This is a genomic window from Micromonospora sp. S-DT3-3-22 (assembly GCF_015354745.1).
GTDB classification, from domain to species: domain Bacteria; phylum Actinomycetota; class Actinomycetes; order Mycobacteriales; family Micromonosporaceae; genus Micromonospora; species Micromonospora wenchangensis.
Genome location: NZ_JACGMO010000021.1, coordinates 14,326 through 29,713, shown reverse-complemented (window position 1 = coordinate 29,713; position 15,388 = coordinate 14,326). Strand labels below are relative to the sequence as shown.

The following is a 15,388-nucleotide window of genomic DNA, read 5'->3' as shown; positions in this document are numbered from 1 at the left end:
AATGGGCCGCCTATCGGTTCATCCTCGGCAGCATGTTCATTGAGAATTACACAGTGGATAGAACCTTGCCTAAAACAGGTTGATATCACTATTCAAGAAATGAGGGGAGGTTGCTATGTCTGATTTCGAGTTGACTCTTATCGGGTTGCTGATCCTTTCGGTTTCGGTGAACGTCGGTCTGATTCGTCGTGAGACGCGCCGATGGCGGCGGGTGTGGCGTCTGACGGGCCGGGAGTGACCGCCTGGTCGGTGGTTTCCATCCCTCCCGGGTGCGGGTTCCCGGGGGTGGGTGGTGTCCACCGATCGTGTGGGCTTCCGTGACCGGGAGGAGCAGGTGTGGATTTGGTGCCGGAGTTGGTGAAGTCGATGACCGGCCGGCGGCGGTATGAGGCGTTGATGGGCAACGTGCAGGGCCTGGCGATGCTCCTCGACGGTGTGAAAAGCCTGATCAAGTCGTGTGAGCCGCCGCCGGGGACGCTGTACCAGTTCGCCGCTCGGATTGAGGACCTGGAGGAGGCGCACCGGCAGGCGGTGGAGTCGCTTCTGGCGTTCAAGGTGCGGGTCAAGACGTATGAGGCGGACCTGATCGCCAAGCCGTGGAAGGTGAACTGATGTCGTACCGGGTCACTGACACCTACGACGGGGTCGATCAGGCGATGCGTCTGCTGCGCCGGTCGATGAAGGGAATGCCGGAGCGGTACCGCTACATGAAGAACTACGACGAGTTGCGTCGGGCGGTGGCGGTGCTGCTGGTCCTCCTCGAAGAGGCCACGCCGTGGCTGGAGGAGACCGACAAGGCGAAGCGGGCGACGACGCTCGCGAAGAAGATGCTCGAAGGGGTCCGCTGACCGACAGTTGTTCGACGGAAAAGGCCCGGGTTGGTAATTCGATCCGGGCCTTTTCTGTGCCCAAAACATCAGTAATGGATTGCATTCGAATTGGTGAAGGTAGGTGCGGGAGATGGGTAAGCGCGTTCGGGGTTGGGAATGGCGTGTGGCGGGGTGGGCTGCCAGGCACCCGGGGTTCGTGGCGGCTCCGGCCGCGCTGGGCGCTGGTCTGGTCGAGTTCGGGCCGGTGACCACGGGCGGCGTGATGGCCGGTGCGGTCGCTGCCGGGGTCGGCTGGTACCGGGGTCACCCGGACTCCTGGGAGTTGGTGGCGGCCCCACGGTTGCGGGCGGTGCGGCGGCGGTGGCTGTCGCGGGCTTACCTGGGGCCGTGGTGGAGCCGGGTGGTGGAGGCGTGCAACCTGGTCACGGTCCACCGCACGACGGGCGTGATCAACGTGCCCCGGATCATCCGTATCCGCTCGCACTCCCCGTCCACGGAAACCGTCTACGTGCGGCTGTTGCTCGGGCAGACGCCGAAGATGTGGGAGGAAGCCGCTGACGCTCTGGCGGTCTCGTTGCAGGCGGAGCGGGTCGGCGTCGAGCGGGTGCGCCCCCAGGTGATCGCGTTGGTGGTGCAGCGGTCGGAGCCGTTCACGGAGCCGATCATTCCGCCGGACCTCTTGGGCGACTCGGAGGCGGTGGACCTGTCCCGGGTGTATCTGGGTGAGACCGAGCACGGGACCGATTGGGTTGCGCCGTTGCTGGGGCAGCACTGGCTTGTTGGTGGGGCTTCCGGGTCGGGGAAGAACTCGGTGACGTGGATGGCGTTGCGGGCGTGCGCGCCGCTGATCCGTGACGGCCTGGTCCGCCTGCACGTGGTCAACCCCAAGGGCACCGAACTCAACGCCCTCCAGCCGGTCTCCCACCGGTACGCCGAGACCGACGCCGACATCGTCGAGGTCATCCAGGGCTTCTGGGCCACGATGCAGGACCGCAAGCGCACCTTGGCCGAGCAGGGCCGGCGAACCTTCGTCATGTCCCGAGAGACTCCGCTTGACGTCCTGGTCCTCGACGAGCTGGGCGCGGTGACCGGCTACGGCGACCGGTCGCTGACCAAGGGCGCTCAGTCCGTTCTGCCGCTGATCCTGTCGCAGGCTCGCGCGCTGGGCGGCACCGTGATCGGCGCGCTCCAGGAACCCACCAAGGACGTCATCCCGCAGCGTGACCTGTTCTCCCTGCGGGTGTGCCTGCGGACCACGTCGGCCGGGCACGTTGACATGGTCCTCGGTGAGGACATGCGCCGCCGGGGTGCCCTCGCTGACGAGATTCCGAACGTGCTGGAGTCGGCCGGGATCGGGTTCGTCGTGAAGCAGCGTTCCCGTACCCCCGTGCGGGTCCGGGCCGCGTACTGCGACGACTCCGACATCGCCGACCTCGTCCGTGTTGCCGGCTGGCCGGTGTCCGAACTCGCCGCGACGGGCCAGCGGTGAGCGACACGCGGGAGGGCGCCAAGCCGGCTCGTCCGCCTCGGCCGGTCCGCAAGCTGTCCCGGCGGCTGGACGTGGCGCGTCAGCTTCACGACCTGGAGCAGGATGCCGCCGCACTCGACATCGTCGACATCGAACGCCTCCGGGTGTCGGTAACCCGGTCGCTGTGGGTGTTCCTGGCGGTCGGGTCGGTGTTCACCACCACCGGCGTTCAAGACTTCCTCGCCGGGCACCTCACCCCGGCCGATCCGGTGTGGTGGGGCTGCTGGGGCGTCGAACCGTGCCTGGTCGGCATCCTCATCACGATCCTGCGATGGGAAGCCGCGATGATCGCCCGGAGCATCGACATCGACTCCGGGGCCGTCGACTGGCTCAAACGGTTCCTTCTCGGCTCCACCCTCGTCATGAACGTCGTACCGGCGCTCTGGCCCCGTGAAGGCACGATCAGCGCGGGCATGCTCGCCGCGCACATCATGGTGCCGGTCCTGGTGTTCTTCCTCGCCGAAGTCATGCCCATCGTGCAAGCGCGCTGCACCCAAGCACGCCGGGCCATCGTCCTGACCAAGCCTGACGCCAAGGTGACCGAACCGACCGTGTCGGCTCCGGCTGCGGTGGTCGACGTCCCGACCGTTCCGGTCATGCCCCAGCAGACCACTGCGGTCCCGGTCCCGGTCCCGGTCCCTCGGGCGGAGACTCCGCCCCCGCCCCTGCCCCCGGTTCCGGCTGTGGTGGTGGAGCTGGAGGGGCTGGGCATCCCGGCGGGAATGCAGGCGCAGATCCGGCAACTCGTCGCGGACTCGCCCGCCCCGGTGACCGCCGTCGACGTCCAACGCGCCACCCGCCTACCACTGCCGATCGCGGCCCGGGTGGTCGACCGGCTCACCCCGGTCACCGCCAACGGCTATCAGCACTGACCTTCACTCGCTACGGCCTGCCGTGCCCCTCAGAGCACCCGGGGGCACGGCAGGCCCGTCCCTGGAGGGATTCCATGTCCTCACCTCCTCGTCTCTCTCGACCCACCCCGGTCGACCACGACCCAGAAGCCGCGCTGACACGGTGGATGCGGTCGCCGGCGTACAAGGAATGGCGGGCCGGCGTCGAGAGCGTCAAGGGCTGCCTCCAGCCGGTCCGCCTCGTCGGCAAGTGGGAGGTCCGCCACCTCGGCACCGGGGACCTGATCGCCGCACGGCAGGGCCGGGTGTGGGCCTCCTGCGGCACCCGCCGCGCCGCCGTCTGCCCGACCTGCGCCGACCGGTACGCCGCCGACGCCTGGCACCTCATCCACGCGGGCATGTCCGGCGGCAAGGGCGTCCCCGACACCGTCGCCCGGTCGACCCGCCTGTTCGTGACCCTCACCGCCCCGTCGTTCGGCACCGTCCACAACCGGCCCGGCAAGCGGCCCTGCTCCTGCGGGCGCTGGCACCCGGAAGGGCATCCGCTCCTGGGTAGCCCGCTCGATCCGGGCACCTACGACTACACCGGAGCGGTGCTGTGGCAGGCACACAGCGGGCAACTCTGGCACCGGTTCACCATCGCTCTCCGCCGGGCCGTTGCCGCCGCTGGCGGCCTCACCGTCCGTGCGTCCGGGGCACACCTGCGGATCTCCTACGCGAAGGTTGCCGAGTACCAGCGGCGCGGCCTGGTCCACTTCCACGCGGTCATCCGCGCTGACGGACCCTCCGGCCCGGACTCGACGCCTCCGGCTTGGCTCACCCCGGACGTGTTGACCGACGCGGTCCGTACCGCGGCTTCGTCCGTCGAGCTGGACACCGCACGCCCCGACGGAACCCCGCTGGTCCTCCAGTGGGGCAAGCAGGTCGACGTCAAGGACATCACCGCCACCGACATCGACATAGATGGCGGCGACGATGGCGACCAGGTCGTCACCGACACCCGGCTGGCCGGCTACATCGCCAAGTACGCCACCAAGGGCACCGGGGCCACCGAAACCGGAGATCGGCGCATCCGCTCACAGGAACACATCGCGCTCCTACGGGTGTCCGACCACCACCGGGCCATGATCCAAACCGCCTGGGACCTCGGCGGCCTCGACCAGTACACCGAACTCAAGCTGCGCCACTGGGCTCACATGCTCGGCTTCCGGGGCCACTTCCTCACCAAGTCGCGCATCTACTCCACGACCTTCAAGAACCTCCGGGCGGAACGTCAGGCCCACCAGCTCCGCACGGCACTCACCGACGCCGGCCTGCCCGACGACACCGACGTCCTGGTCGCCAACGACTGGCAGATCCTCGGCATCGGCTACGACACCCCCGAACAACTCGAACTCGCCACCGCCATCGGGAACCGCATCCGAACGACCCGACAGCAAGCCAGAAAGGAACCCCGATGAACGCCACCCCCGAACGGCTGTGGAGCGTCACCGACGTCTCAGCGTTCCTCGGCATCCCGGTCGGCACCCTCTACCAGTGGCGGCACCGCCGGATCGGTCCCCGCGCCTCCCGGGTCGGCCGGCACCTCCGATACGACCCTGCCGACGTCCGCGCCTGGTTCGACCAGCGGGCGGCCTGACATGCCTATTGACGACCTGTGGTACCTGACCAAGCGGGGGCCGGACAAGAAGCGGCTCCCGTCGAAGCGACACGGCCGGGGCAAGCGGTGGCGGGTGCGCTACGCCGACGGTGGCGGTGAGCCTCGGGAGCGCCTGTTTGAGCGCAAGGTCGACGCGGAAGCCTTCGACCTCGAATGCCGTTCGGGAGTGGCGGCCGAGGTGAAGGCCAGGCGTGAGACGGAGCGGCTGACCTTCGCCGAGTACGCGCAGCGGTGGAGGGAAGCGCGTGAGTCGGGCTGGGCCACAGAGACGCGACGGCGCATTCCGCAGAACCTGCGGAAGCACCTTTTGCCCGTCTTCGGCGCGAGGCCGATACGCTCCATCAACCTGACTGACGTGCTGGCATGGCTCAGCCGCCTACTCGATGACGGAACACCGAAATCGTCGGTCAGCCTGTACTTCGGCCTGTTCAAGACCATCATGAACGCCGCTGTTGTCGACAAGGTGATCCCCGACAACCCGTGCAACGGCGTGAAGCTTGCCCAGATCCTGCGCGGTCTGTCGCGGGCACCGAAGTGGGTTCCGACCGGTGATCAGGTGCTCAAGCTCGTCGAGGTGGTCCCGCGCCGGTACCGGGCCGCCATCTGGCTGGGAGCGGGGGAGGGGCTTCGTCTCGGTGAGGTACTGGGCATGGAACACGGCCCGCGCTGCGCGGACTTCGACCGTGGAGAGCTGCACGTCGTCCAGCAGCTGCGGCACTCTCCGGAGCACTTCGGCGGCTTCTACCTCTCGACACCTAAGAGCGGTTCCACCGGCACCGTCGACCTGGACGCGGTCGTCGCCGAGGAACTAACCGCCCACGTCAGCGACGTCGGCCCCGTCGAATTCGTCCTTCCCGACATCACTGCGGGGGAGCGGCGGACTCGTTCGGTCGCCTTTCTGTTCACCTCGTCCCGGGGGAAGCTGCTGACCGACACCTACTGGTCGGAGCTGTGGGCGGGCTGGCGCGAAGCCGCCGGCTGGCCGAAGGAGGGCACCTTTCACTCCCTGCGCCACTTCTTCGCCACCACCCTGATGAGCAATGGTGTCGAGCCCCAGGAGGTGCAGAACGCGCTCCGACACGCCAACCTGCGGATCACGCTGGAAACCTACGTCCACTGGATGCCAAAGAAGGACCGGCCGCGTGGCCTGGTCGGTGGCCTCCTGCGGAACGCAGACAGCACACGGCGGCAACCTCGCGCCGACCAACATTCGAGCTGAGTTGTGCCCTGGCTGTGCCCGATGATCTTTGTTTGGCGCGTTCCCAGCTCAGAGGCGGTCAAGAGTGGGCCGCCAGGGACTCGAACCCTGAACCTAAGGATTAAAAGTCCTCAGCTCTGCCATTGAGCTAGCGGCCCGTCGGCCCACAGGTTACCCGACCACGTCCTCCGGTTCGGGTACGCCTGCGGGCAGCCCCCGACAGCCGGGCGGGCGGTCACCCCACCTCACCCCGCGGCCGGTTCCCTGGTGTCGGCCGGTACGACCATGGGTGCTCCGGTGACCGGGTCGGGGACGACCTGGTTCGGCATCCCGAACACCTCGGTGACGAGCCCGGCGCCGACCGTCGACGCCGGGTGCCCCTCGGCCACGATCCGGCCGTCGCGCATCGCCACCAGGTGGGTGGCGTACCGGGCGGCGTGGTTGAGGTCGTGCAGCACGGCCACCACGGTGCGTCCCCGGGTGACCAGGCGGTGCAGCACGTTGAGCACGTCGATCTGGTGTGCCACGTCCAGGTAGGTGGTGGGCTCGTCGAGCAGGACGAGGGGCGTCTCCTGGGCGAGCACCATGGCGATCCAGGCCCGCTGGCGTTGCCCGCCGGAGAGTTCGTCGACCCGCCGGTCGGCCAGGTCGGTGGTGCCGGTGGAGTCGAGCGCCGACTCGACGGCCTCCTCGTCGGCGTGGGAGAAGCGGCGCAGCACCCGCTGGTGGGCGTAGCGGCCCCGGCCGACCAGTTCACGTACGGTGATCCCCTCGGGCGCGGTCATGGTCTGCGGCAGGAGCGCGATCCGCCGGGCGCGTTCCTTGGCCGGCAGGGTGACCAGGTCCGATCCGTCGAGCGTGACCCGGCCCTCGGCGGGGCGGAGCAGCCCGGACAGGGCCCGCAGGAGCGTCGACTTGCCGCACGCGTTGGGCCCGATGAGCACGGTGAACGAGCCGTCGGGCACGGCGAACGACAGGTCGGCGCTGACGGTCCGCTGGTCGTACCGGAGGGTGACGTGCTCGGCCCGCAGCCGCGCGGTCAGCTGGTCGACCATCGGGTCCTCCTGATCTCGTGGACGAGCAGCCAGAGCAGGTACGCGCCGCCGAGGGTGACCGTGACCACCCCCACCGGCACGGTCAGCGGGATCACGTGCTGGGCGATCAGGTCGGCGCCGAGCAGCAGCAGCGCCCCGACCCCGGCGGTGGCGGCGAGCGGCAGACCGGGTGCCCGGACGAGCCGGCGGGCGATCTGCGGGGCGGCCAGGGCGACGAAGGAGATCGGGCCGGCGACGGTGGTGACCGCGCTGACCAGGGCGACCGCGATGACCACGAGGACGGCGCGGTTCCGGTCGACCGCGACTCCGCTGGCGGCGGCGACGTCGTCGCCCAGTTCGAGTTGGGCCAGGGCCGCCGCCCACAGCGGGGTGACGGCCAGCAGCACCAGGATGATCGCAGCGGCCGGCCAGACCACGTCGGCGGTGGCCGCGTTGAGCGAACCGGCGCCCCAGGCGGCGGCGAACAGCGCCGTCTCCAGGTCGGCGCGGAGCAGCAGCCAGGTGTTGGTGGCGGCGAGCATCGAGGAGACGCCGACCCCGACGACGATGAACCGGAACCCGGAGAGGCCGTCCCGGTAGGCGAGCAGGTAGATCGCCAGCGCCGCGAGCAGGCCACCGGCGAGCGAGCCGAGCATCAGCAGGTGCCAGCCGCCGCCGAGCAGCAGCAGGGCGATCAGCATGCCGGTGAACGAGCCGTTCGCCAGGCCGATGATGTCCGGGCTGGCCAGCGGGTTGCGGGTGATGGTCTGGAAGATCGCCCCGGCGACGCCGAGCGCCGCGCCGAAGGCGACGGCGGCGGCGATGCGGGGCAGCCGCCACTCCAGCACGACGGTGCGGGTCAGCCCGTCGATCCGGCCGCCGAGCACGCCGAGCACCTCGTCGAGGCGCAGCGGGAAGTCACCCAGCCAGAGGCCGACGACCGCCAGCACCGCGACGACGAGCGTGGCGGCGGCGCAGACGGCGGCTTCGCGTACGCCGACGGCCACGTGCCGGCGGTCGGTGCCGAGCAGTAGCCGGCGACCTCCGGCGGTGCGGCGGACCGGCCGGCTCACAGCGCGGTCGCCCGTCGGCGTCGGGCCAGCGCGATCAGCACGGGCGCGCCGACGAACGCGGTGACGATGCCGACGGGCATCTCACTCGGCAGGACGGCGACCCGGCCGAGTACGTCGGCCAGCAGCACCAGCATCCCGCCGGCCAGCAACGATCCGGCGAGGATGCGGCGCTGGTCGGTGCCGACGCCCCAGCGCACCAGGTGCGGCACCACGAGCCCGACGAACGAGATGGGGCCGGCGATGGCGCTCGCCCCACCGGCGAGCAGGGTCACCGCACCGAGCACGAGCAGCCGGGTCCGGACCAGGCTGACGCCCTGGGCGGCGGCCAGGTCGGGGCCGAGCGCGAGCGCGTTGAGGCTGCGGGCCGCGACCAGCGCGGCGAGCAGCCCGGCCACGATCAGCGGCAGCACCGGCAGCACCACGGCGGTGTCGCGTTCGAGCAGGCTGCCGGCGTTCCAGCCGCGCATCCGGTCGAAGGTGTCGGGGTGGGTGAGGGTGATCCCGGTGGTCAGGCCGGCGAGCACGGCACCGGTCGCCACCCCGGTCACCAGCAGCCGGGTGGGGGTGGCCCGCAGGTCGGCGGCGCCGCCGACGGCGTACACGGCGACGGCGACCAGGAGCGCGCCGAGCAGGGCGAGCCACATGTAGCCGGCCGGCGAGGTGATCCCGAAGAAGGCGATGCCGGCGGCGACGAACGCGGCGGCGCCGGCGTTGACGCCGAGGATGCCCGGTTCGGCGAGCGCGTTGCGGGTGAACGCCTGCATCAGGGCGCCCGCCACGCCGAGCCCGGCACCGACGAGCAGCCCGGCGAGGGTGCGGGGTAGGCGTTGTCCCCAGACGACGTACTGCGCGGTGTCGCTGCCCGCGCCCCGCAGCGCCGCCCAGACGTCCGCCGGGGGCACCGGGTTCGCGCCCACGAAGACCGACAACACCAGCGACCCCAGGAGTACGACGACCGCGCCGGCCAGCCAGCGTCGGGTGGTACGGCGACGCGCGGCACGGCCGGTGGTCGGCCGTGCCGCGCGGGCGGGTGCGGTGGTGGTCAACTCGACGCGGTGAGGATGCGTTCGAGGTCGTCGAGGACGGCCTGCCCGCCGACCGTGCCGACCCCGGTGATCCAGAACGACTGGTCGACGAGGTGCAGGCGGGGGAAGGCGGCGGCGTTGGCGGTGACCGAGGCGGGGATGGTGCTGCGGTCGTTGACGTCGACGGTGGTGACGAAGACGTGGTCGGCCTTGGCCTCCAGCACCCGTTCGGGGGAGACGTCGACCGAGATGGAGTTCTCCCAGTCGCGCTTAGGGGTGGTGAAGCCGACGCACTCCAGCGCGCTGCCGGCGAACGAGGTGGGCCCGTAGAGGGTGAGGACGCCGTCGCGGGGGCGGATGAGCTGCGCGGTCTTCCCGGCGGTGCCGAACTTCTTGGCGATCTCCGCGCACCGCTGCTGGAAGCCGGTGAGGAGCTTGTCGGCGGAGTCCGCTCCGCCGAGCGTGGTGGCGGTGAACTTCACGTTGTCCTGCCACGGGTCGGCCTGGGACGCCATGAACACGGTCGGGGCGACGTCGGTGAGCTGGTCGTAGAGGGCGGAGTGGCGGGACTCGGTGCCGATGATCAGGTCGGGCTTGAGGGCCGCGATCTTCTGCACGTTGGGTTCCTGGACGGTGCCGACGGTGGTGATGCCGGCGGCCTTGTCGCCGAGGTACTTGGGCACGCCGGCTGCCTCGCTGAGCACGGCCGCGCCGACCGGGGTGATCTCCAGGGCGATGGCGGTGTCGAGCTGGACCGGTTCGAGGACGACGACCCGGGTCGGCTTGTTGGGCACGGCGGTCTTGCCGCGTGCGTGCTCGACGGTTCTGGTGTCGCCGACGCTGCCCGCCGGGTCGGAGTCGTCGGAGCCGCAGGCGGCCACGGCGAGCACCGCCGCCGAGGCGACGGTGAGGGCGAGGAGACGTCGGCGGATTGTCCGAGGGGTGGGCGTGCGCATGGTGCAGGTTCCCGTCTGGCTACTGACAGTGATTACTCGCGGCGATGTTTAGGTTAGCATTACCTAATCATCGATCTCTTCGCGGGCTGGCCGGTCGTGCCAGTAGCCCTGGGTGTGCACCTGTTCCGGATCGATGTGCGCCTCGGTGAAGAGTCGGCGCAACACGACAATCTTGCTACTCTCCGTAGCTGCCCAGGCGTAGAAGTCGGTTCCCGCAGTCGCCGCCGCCCGACCGTTGCCGGCCAGCCAGTCGGCCACCAGCCCGGTCAGCGTCGTCCCGCCCCGGGCGTCGCCCCGCAGCCGGACCTCGACCTGGTGACCGGCGGCCACGTCGTCGAGGGTGCCGGCGTCCGCCGCGTCGCCGGCCTCCAGCAGGACCGTCGCCCGCACCCCCGGACCGAGGCCGGACAGGATGCCGCGCACCGCCGGGTACGCCGTCTCGTCCGCCGCGATCAGCACCCGCGTCGCCGGCCCCGGCTCCCACTGCACGCCGTACCCGGGGTGGCCGGCCCCCACGTGCGGGCCCGACAGGAGCAGCCGGTCACCCGGCCGGGCCGCCGCCGCCCAGCCGCTCGCCGGGCCGTGCGGCTGGTGCAGGTAGAAGTCCAGGTCCAGCTCGCCCGCCGCCGGCCGGGTCCGGTACGCGGTGTAGCTGCGCAGCCTCGGGCGCACACTGCTGGGAATGGACCGCCACTCGCGTCGCCACGTCTGCTCGGGCTGCCCCGCCCGCAGCTCGGCCGGGTAGCCGCCGTCGACCGGAAGCATGATCTTGATGCGCTGGTCGAGCTGGTACGGGGCCATCTCCCGCAGCCGCTCGTCGCCGAGCGTCACCCGGACGAACCCGGGCGACAGCTGCCGGGTCGCCGTCACGGTCGTCGCGAACAGGACGTTTGGCGAGTTGCCGAATGCTGACATGCCGGCAGAGGCTAGCGTGCCCCGTCCGGGCAGCTCACCGCCCCGGACCCGGCAGTGACCCGGGCCCACCCGGCCGGCGTCCGGTGACCCCCGCGCGACGCCCGTCGCAACGGTGGAACCCGCCGGGCCGGCGACGAACTCCCCGGCGGCATCCCTCGCCCCCGGTCGCGGCGTTCCCGGAGTCGGCCGCCCGACCAGGAAAAATGCGCGGAACATTGACGGTGGCCATGGTGGTGGCCCAATCTGACGCCGGCCCGGGTCTCCGCAGGTCCGGGCTTTCCACGCGTCGGCGAAGGAGTTCGTGTGCCACACATCACGCTCAATACGAATGAACCCGGAATCCGCGGCCTGTTCCGCTTCCGGCCGGAGACGGCGTTGCCGCTGAACGCGCTGGTCGAGGCCCTGCTGTGTGGCCCGGGCACGTTGACCCGGGGCGAAAGAGAACTCATCGCAGCCTATGTGTCGGGTCTCAACGAGTGCCGGTACTGCTACTCCGCCCACGCGGCGTACGCGGCGGCGCAACTCCCCGAGGGAATGCCCCTGGTCGAGCAGGTGCACGACGACGTCGACAGCGCGCCGGTGTCGGCCAAGATGCGGGCGCTGCTGGACGTGGCCGGCGCGGTGCAGCGCGGTGGCCGCGAGGTCACCGGGGACCTGGTGGCCGCTGCCCGGGCCGAGGGCGCCACCGACGTGGAGATCCACGACACCGTGCTGATCGCGGCCGCGTTCTGCATGTTCAACCGCTACGTCGACGGGTTGGCCACCGTCCTGCCGGACGACCCCGACTTCTACACCGACCGCGCGCAGCGGATCGCCGCCCACGGCTACCTCGGCGTACTGCAACAGGAGGTCATCCACGAGTGACCGGCCCGGCAGGCCCGTGACGTCGGCGCGGCGCGCCGTCAGCGGGCCTGCCGGAGCGCGTCGGCCAGTTCCGTCCCCGGGCACCCCCGGGCGGTCGTCAACTCCATGTGACGTATCCTGTACACGACTCTGGGTAATTGCCGGAGGTGATTTGCCGGTCTCGCTCCCGTTATGTCATTGCAAGTTGTGATCAATCTTGACCTTGTCGTGAAATGCTTCTTAAGGTCTCTTTTGGTCGTCAGCCTGATCGGGAGAGAGAATCGATGGACGAGGTGTCCCTTTCCGATCGTCTGGGCGACCAGCTACGGCGCTTGTGCGAGGCGGGCGGAATCGGTACGGCAGAGCCGTCGGAACTGCTGGAAAGCCTGCTCGGACCAGCCGGCGCACAGCCGTTGTCGGCCCCGCCGCGCTGGCCGTCCAATGTCGCGGACGACCACACTCCGGTGGAGTTCTCCATCGCGTTCAGCGCCACCGAACCGCCGACCGTACGGATTCTCGGCGAGACGCTGGGTGCGCCACCCGGCCGGTCGACCAACATGCTCGCCACCCAGCGGTTCCTCGACACCCAGGCGCACCGTGCCGGCCTGTCCACGTCCCGGCTGGATTCGGTACGCGACCTGTTCACCACCGACGACCCGCAGGGCGCCTTCGCGCTCTGGTGCTCACTGGTGTTCCGCAGCGGCCGGCGACCCGAGTTCAAGGTCTATCTCAACCCGGAACTCCGGGGGGTCGACCGGGCGCCGGGCCTGATCTCCGAGGCGCTGCACCGGCTCGGCCTGGGCCGGTCCTACCGGGCGATGCTCGACCACGGCATCCGGCCGGGCGAACTGGGCCACCAGGACCGGCTGACGTTCTTCGCCCTCGACCTGCACGACGACGCGCAGGCCCGGGTCAAGGTCTACCTGACCCACCACGACGCCGGGGTGCCCGACGTCCTCCGGGCGGCCGGGGTGGCCGACGGCGTGGACACCACCCGGCTCGCCGAGTTCGCCACGCTGGCCGGTGGCGGCCGGACCCGGTTCACCGGTCTTCCGCTGGTGGGCAGCTACACCCTCGTCGAGGGGGCGGACCGGCCGGTCGGCTACAGCCTCTACGTGCCGATCCGGGGCTACGTCGACGACGACGAGGAGGCGTACGACCGGGTGGTGGCGGTCCTGGACCGGTACGGCTTCGGCCGCACGGTGCTGGACCGGGCGCTCGCCGCGGTGGCCCGACGGCCGCTGCGCGACGGCGTCGGGCTGATCCCGCACCTGTCGTTGCGGCTGGGCGCCCCCCGACCGGGGGTGACCGTCTACCTGTCCGCCGAGGCGTACCAGGTGACCCCGCCGGTACGCCGCCCGGTGACCGTCGACCGCACGGCGCTGGCGACCCCGACCGGCCGGGCCGGCGCGGGACACCCCTGACTGTCCATCGAGGAGCGAGTAGTGGCCGTCGACGCCTACGAGATGTTGCCCCCGTACCGGATCAAGGTGGTCGAACCGATCCCCTTCCTCGACCCGCAGGAGCGGCGGGAGGCCCTCGCGGACGCCGGATACAACCCGTTCGAGCTGCGCGCCGACCAGATCACCATCGACCTGCTGTCGGACTCCGGCACCGGGGCCACCTCGGCCGCGCAGGAGGCCGCCGCCGCGCTCGGCGACGAGTCCTACGCCGGGGCGCGCTCCTGGTTCCGGTTCCGCGACGAGGTACGCGACCTCACCGGCTACCCGCACCTGCTCCCCGTGCACCAGGGGCGGGCCGGCGAACGGGTGCTGTTCACCAGCCTGCTCGCACCCGGTCAGCTCTGCCTCAGCAACACCCACTTCGACACCACCCGGGCCAACGTCACGCTGGCCGGCGCGGAAGCCCGGGACCTGCCCTGCCCGGCCGCGTTCGATCTCGACAGCGCGGAGCCGTTCAAGGGCGACATCGACCTCGACGCGTTGGCCGCCACGCTCACCGGGCCGGAACGGGACCGGGTCGGGCTGGTCCTCATCACGATCACCAACAACGGCCTCGGCGGGCAACCGGTCTCGATGGCCAACCTCACCGCCGTCCGCGACCTGTGCCGCACGCACGGCGTGCCGTTCTTCCTGGACGCGGCGCGGTTCGCCGAGAACGCCTGGCTGGTCGGGCAGCGCGAGCCCGGCTACCGGGACTGGACGCCCCGGCAGATCGCCACCCACGCCTTCGGGCTGGCCGACGGTTGCGTGGTGAGCCTCAAGAAGGACGGCCTGTCGGCCATCGGCGGGCTCATCGGGTTGCGCGACGACGACCTGTTCGCCAGGTGCGAGGCCAACCTGATCGCCACCGAAGGGTTCTCCACCTACGGCGGGCTGGCCGGCCACGACCTCGAACGGCTCGCCCAGGGGCTGCGCGAGGTGGTCGACCCCGCCTACCTGCGGGCGCGGGCCGCCTCCACCGCCCGGCTGGCCCGGCTGGTCAACGAGGCCGGGGTGGACACCGTGCAGCCCGCCGGCATCCACGCCCTCTACCTCAACGCCGGCCGGTTGCTGCCCCACCTGTCCCCGGCGCAGTTCCCCGGGCACGCACTCGGCTGCCAGCTCTACCTCGACGGGGGCATCCGCTGCGCCGAGCTGGGTTCGCTCTACCTCGGCGGGATGGACGACCGGCACCGGCTGGTGACCCCGGCCCCCTTCGAACTGGTGCGCCTGGCCATCCCGCGCCGCGTCTACACCGACACCCACTTCGAGTACGTGGCCGCCGTGCTCGCCGACATCGCCAAGGAACCCGGACGGGTCCCCGGCTACCGGGTGGTCTCGTCGCCGCCCCTGCTCCGCCACTTCAAGGTGCGGTTGGCGCAGCTCCCGACGCCGGGCGGCGGCACCGACTGAGCCCGGTACGCCCGGCTCCGGTCGGCTACGGCCGGAGCCGGCGGGGCGGGCTCAGTCGCGTCGCTCAGGCGGTGGCGGGCAGCCGGGCCAGCGCGTGCCGGACCAGCTCGATCAGCGCCTGCTTGCTGGAGGCCCGGTCCCGGGCGTCGCACCACAGCAGCGGCACGGTCTCGTCCAGCTCCAGCGCGGCGCGGATCTCCTCCTCGGTGTAGGGGCACTCACCGAAGAAGCGGTTGACGGCGGCGACGAACGGGATGCCCCGCCGCTCGAAGTAGTCGACGGCCGGGAAACTGGTGCCGAGCCGCCGGGTGTCGACCAGCACGATCGCCCCCACCGCGCCCTGGGCCAACTCGTCCCAGATGAACCAGAACCGGTCCTGCCCCGGGGTGCCGAACAGGTAGAGCACGACGTCGTTGCTGATGGTGATCCGCCCGAAGTCCAGGGCGACGGTCGTGCTGGACTTGCCCTCCACGCCGGTGATGTCGTCCACCCCGATGCTGGCCTGGGTGAGGACCTCCTCGGTGACCAGTGGCGGAATCTCGCTGACCGACCCGACCAGGGTGGTCTTGCCGGTTCCGAAGCCGCCCGCCACGACGACCTTCACCGATTTCCGATCCACG

General features: G+C 70.7%; 17 protein-coding genes and 1 tRNA gene. 11 read left to right on the top strand and 7 right to left on the bottom strand.

Features of this window, described 5'->3' with window-relative positions; all coding sequences use genetic code 11:
* The first annotated feature begins 115 nt into the window (after positions 1 to 115).
* From H1A17_RS35055 to H1A17_RS34345, 8 genes are all read left to right on the top strand, one after another.
* The gene (locus tag H1A17_RS35055; protein ID WP_255541994.1) at positions 116 to 238 is read left to right on the top strand and encodes a hypothetical protein; all 123 of its coding nucleotides are present in this window, start codon (positions 116 to 118) and stop codon (positions 236 to 238) included.
* A 98-nt stretch (positions 239 to 336) separates the two neighbouring features.
* Positions 337 to 612: a hypothetical protein gene (locus H1A17_RS08820; protein ID WP_194821606.1), complete on the top strand. Its 276-nt coding sequence runs from the start codon at positions 337 to 339 to the stop codon at positions 610 to 612.
* Positions 612 to 848, top strand: a complete 237-nt coding sequence (locus H1A17_RS08815) for a hypothetical protein (RefSeq protein WP_194821605.1) — start codon at positions 612 to 614, stop codon at positions 846 to 848. The genes H1A17_RS08820 and H1A17_RS08815 overlap by 1 nt, the downstream gene beginning before the upstream one ends.
* 382 nt (positions 849 to 1,230) lie before the next feature.
* A complete protein-coding gene (locus H1A17_RS08810; protein ID WP_309236739.1) occupies positions 1,231 to 2,319 on the top strand; it encodes an FtsK/SpoIIIE domain-containing protein in 1,089 nt (362 codons plus the stop codon).
* Positions 2,316 to 3,230 (top strand): hypothetical protein, encoded by a 915-nt coding sequence (locus H1A17_RS08805; protein ID WP_194821603.1) that lies wholly within the window; start codon positions 2,316 to 2,318, stop codon positions 3,228 to 3,230. Before H1A17_RS08810 ends, H1A17_RS08805 begins: the two co-directional genes overlap by 4 nt.
* Before the next feature lie 146 nt (positions 3,231 to 3,376).
* Positions 3,377 to 4,669, top strand: a complete 1,293-nt coding sequence (locus H1A17_RS08800; protein WP_194821602.1) for a replication initiator — start codon at positions 3,377 to 3,379, stop codon at positions 4,667 to 4,669.
* Positions 4,666 to 4,848 carry an AlpA family transcriptional regulator gene (locus tag H1A17_RS08795; RefSeq protein WP_194821601.1) on the top strand — a complete coding sequence of 61 codons (183 nt, stop codon included), beginning with the start codon at positions 4,666 to 4,668 and terminating at the stop codon, positions 4,846 to 4,848. The genes H1A17_RS08800 and H1A17_RS08795 overlap by 4 nt, the downstream gene beginning before the upstream one ends.
* A 1-nt stretch (position 4,849) precedes the next feature.
* A complete protein-coding gene (locus tag H1A17_RS34345) occupies positions 4,850 to 6,088 on the top strand; it encodes a site-specific integrase (protein ID WP_228543175.1) in 1,239 nt (412 codons plus the stop codon).
* Positions 6,089 to 6,153: 65 nt separating this feature from the next.
* Here H1A17_RS34345 and H1A17_RS08785 read toward each other — a convergent pair.
* The 6 genes from H1A17_RS08785 to H1A17_RS08760 all read right to left on the bottom strand — a co-directional run bounded on the left by H1A17_RS08785 (position 6,154) and on the right by H1A17_RS08760 (position 11,070).
* Positions 6,154 to 6,225 (bottom strand) — tRNA-Lys (locus H1A17_RS08785).
* 87 nt (positions 6,226 to 6,312) lie between these two features.
* On the bottom strand, positions 6,313 to 7,110 hold the full coding sequence (locus H1A17_RS08780) for an ABC transporter ATP-binding protein (protein ID WP_205789467.1): 798 nt from the start codon (positions 7,108 to 7,110) through the stop codon (positions 6,313 to 6,315).
* Positions 7,107 to 8,174, bottom strand: a complete 1,068-nt coding sequence (locus tag H1A17_RS08775; protein WP_309236736.1) for an iron chelate uptake ABC transporter family permease subunit — start codon at positions 8,172 to 8,174, stop codon at positions 7,107 to 7,109. Before H1A17_RS08775 ends, H1A17_RS08780 begins: the two co-directional genes overlap by 4 nt.
* Positions 8,171 to 9,220 carry an iron ABC transporter permease gene (locus H1A17_RS08770; protein ID WP_145917377.1) on the bottom strand — a complete coding sequence of 350 codons (1,050 nt, stop codon included), beginning with the start codon at positions 9,218 to 9,220 and terminating at the stop codon, positions 8,171 to 8,173. The genes H1A17_RS08775 and H1A17_RS08770 overlap by 4 nt, the downstream gene beginning before the upstream one ends.
* Positions 9,217 to 10,155 (bottom strand): ABC transporter substrate-binding protein, encoded by a 939-nt coding sequence (locus tag H1A17_RS08765; protein ID WP_145917378.1) that lies wholly within the window; start codon positions 10,153 to 10,155, stop codon positions 9,217 to 9,219. Before H1A17_RS08765 ends, H1A17_RS08770 begins: the two co-directional genes overlap by 4 nt.
* A 63-nt stretch (positions 10,156 to 10,218) precedes the next feature.
* Positions 10,219 to 11,070: a siderophore-interacting protein gene (locus H1A17_RS08760; RefSeq protein WP_194821600.1), complete on the bottom strand. Its 852-nt coding sequence runs from the start codon at positions 11,068 to 11,070 to the stop codon at positions 10,219 to 10,221.
* Between the two features lie 303 nt (positions 11,071 to 11,373).
* Here H1A17_RS08760 and H1A17_RS08755 point away from each other — a divergent pair, with 303 nt between their 5' ends.
* The 3 genes from H1A17_RS08755 (at position 11,374) to H1A17_RS34335 (ending at position 14,768) form a co-directional block, all read left to right on the top strand.
* Positions 11,374 to 11,934, top strand: a complete 561-nt coding sequence (locus H1A17_RS08755; protein ID WP_145917380.1) for a carboxymuconolactone decarboxylase family protein — start codon at positions 11,374 to 11,376, stop codon at positions 11,932 to 11,934.
* Positions 11,935 to 12,146: 212 nt separating this feature from the next.
* Positions 12,147 to 13,337 carry a tryptophan dimethylallyltransferase family protein gene (locus H1A17_RS34340; protein WP_309236735.1) on the top strand — a complete coding sequence of 397 codons (1,191 nt, stop codon included), beginning with the start codon at positions 12,147 to 12,149 and terminating at the stop codon, positions 13,335 to 13,337.
* A gap of 21 nt (positions 13,338 to 13,358) precedes the next feature.
* Positions 13,359 to 14,768, top strand: a complete 1,410-nt coding sequence (locus H1A17_RS34335) for a tryptophanase (protein ID WP_240762539.1) — start codon at positions 13,359 to 13,361, stop codon at positions 14,766 to 14,768.
* Between the two features lie 64 nt (positions 14,769 to 14,832).
* Here the strand turns inward: H1A17_RS34335 and H1A17_RS08745 are convergent, their stop codons facing one another.
* Complete coding sequence (locus tag H1A17_RS08745; RefSeq protein WP_145917382.1) at positions 14,833 to 15,387, bottom strand: ATP/GTP-binding protein; 555 nt, start codon at positions 15,385 to 15,387, stop codon at positions 14,833 to 14,835.
* Position 15,388 lies beyond the last annotated feature (1 nt).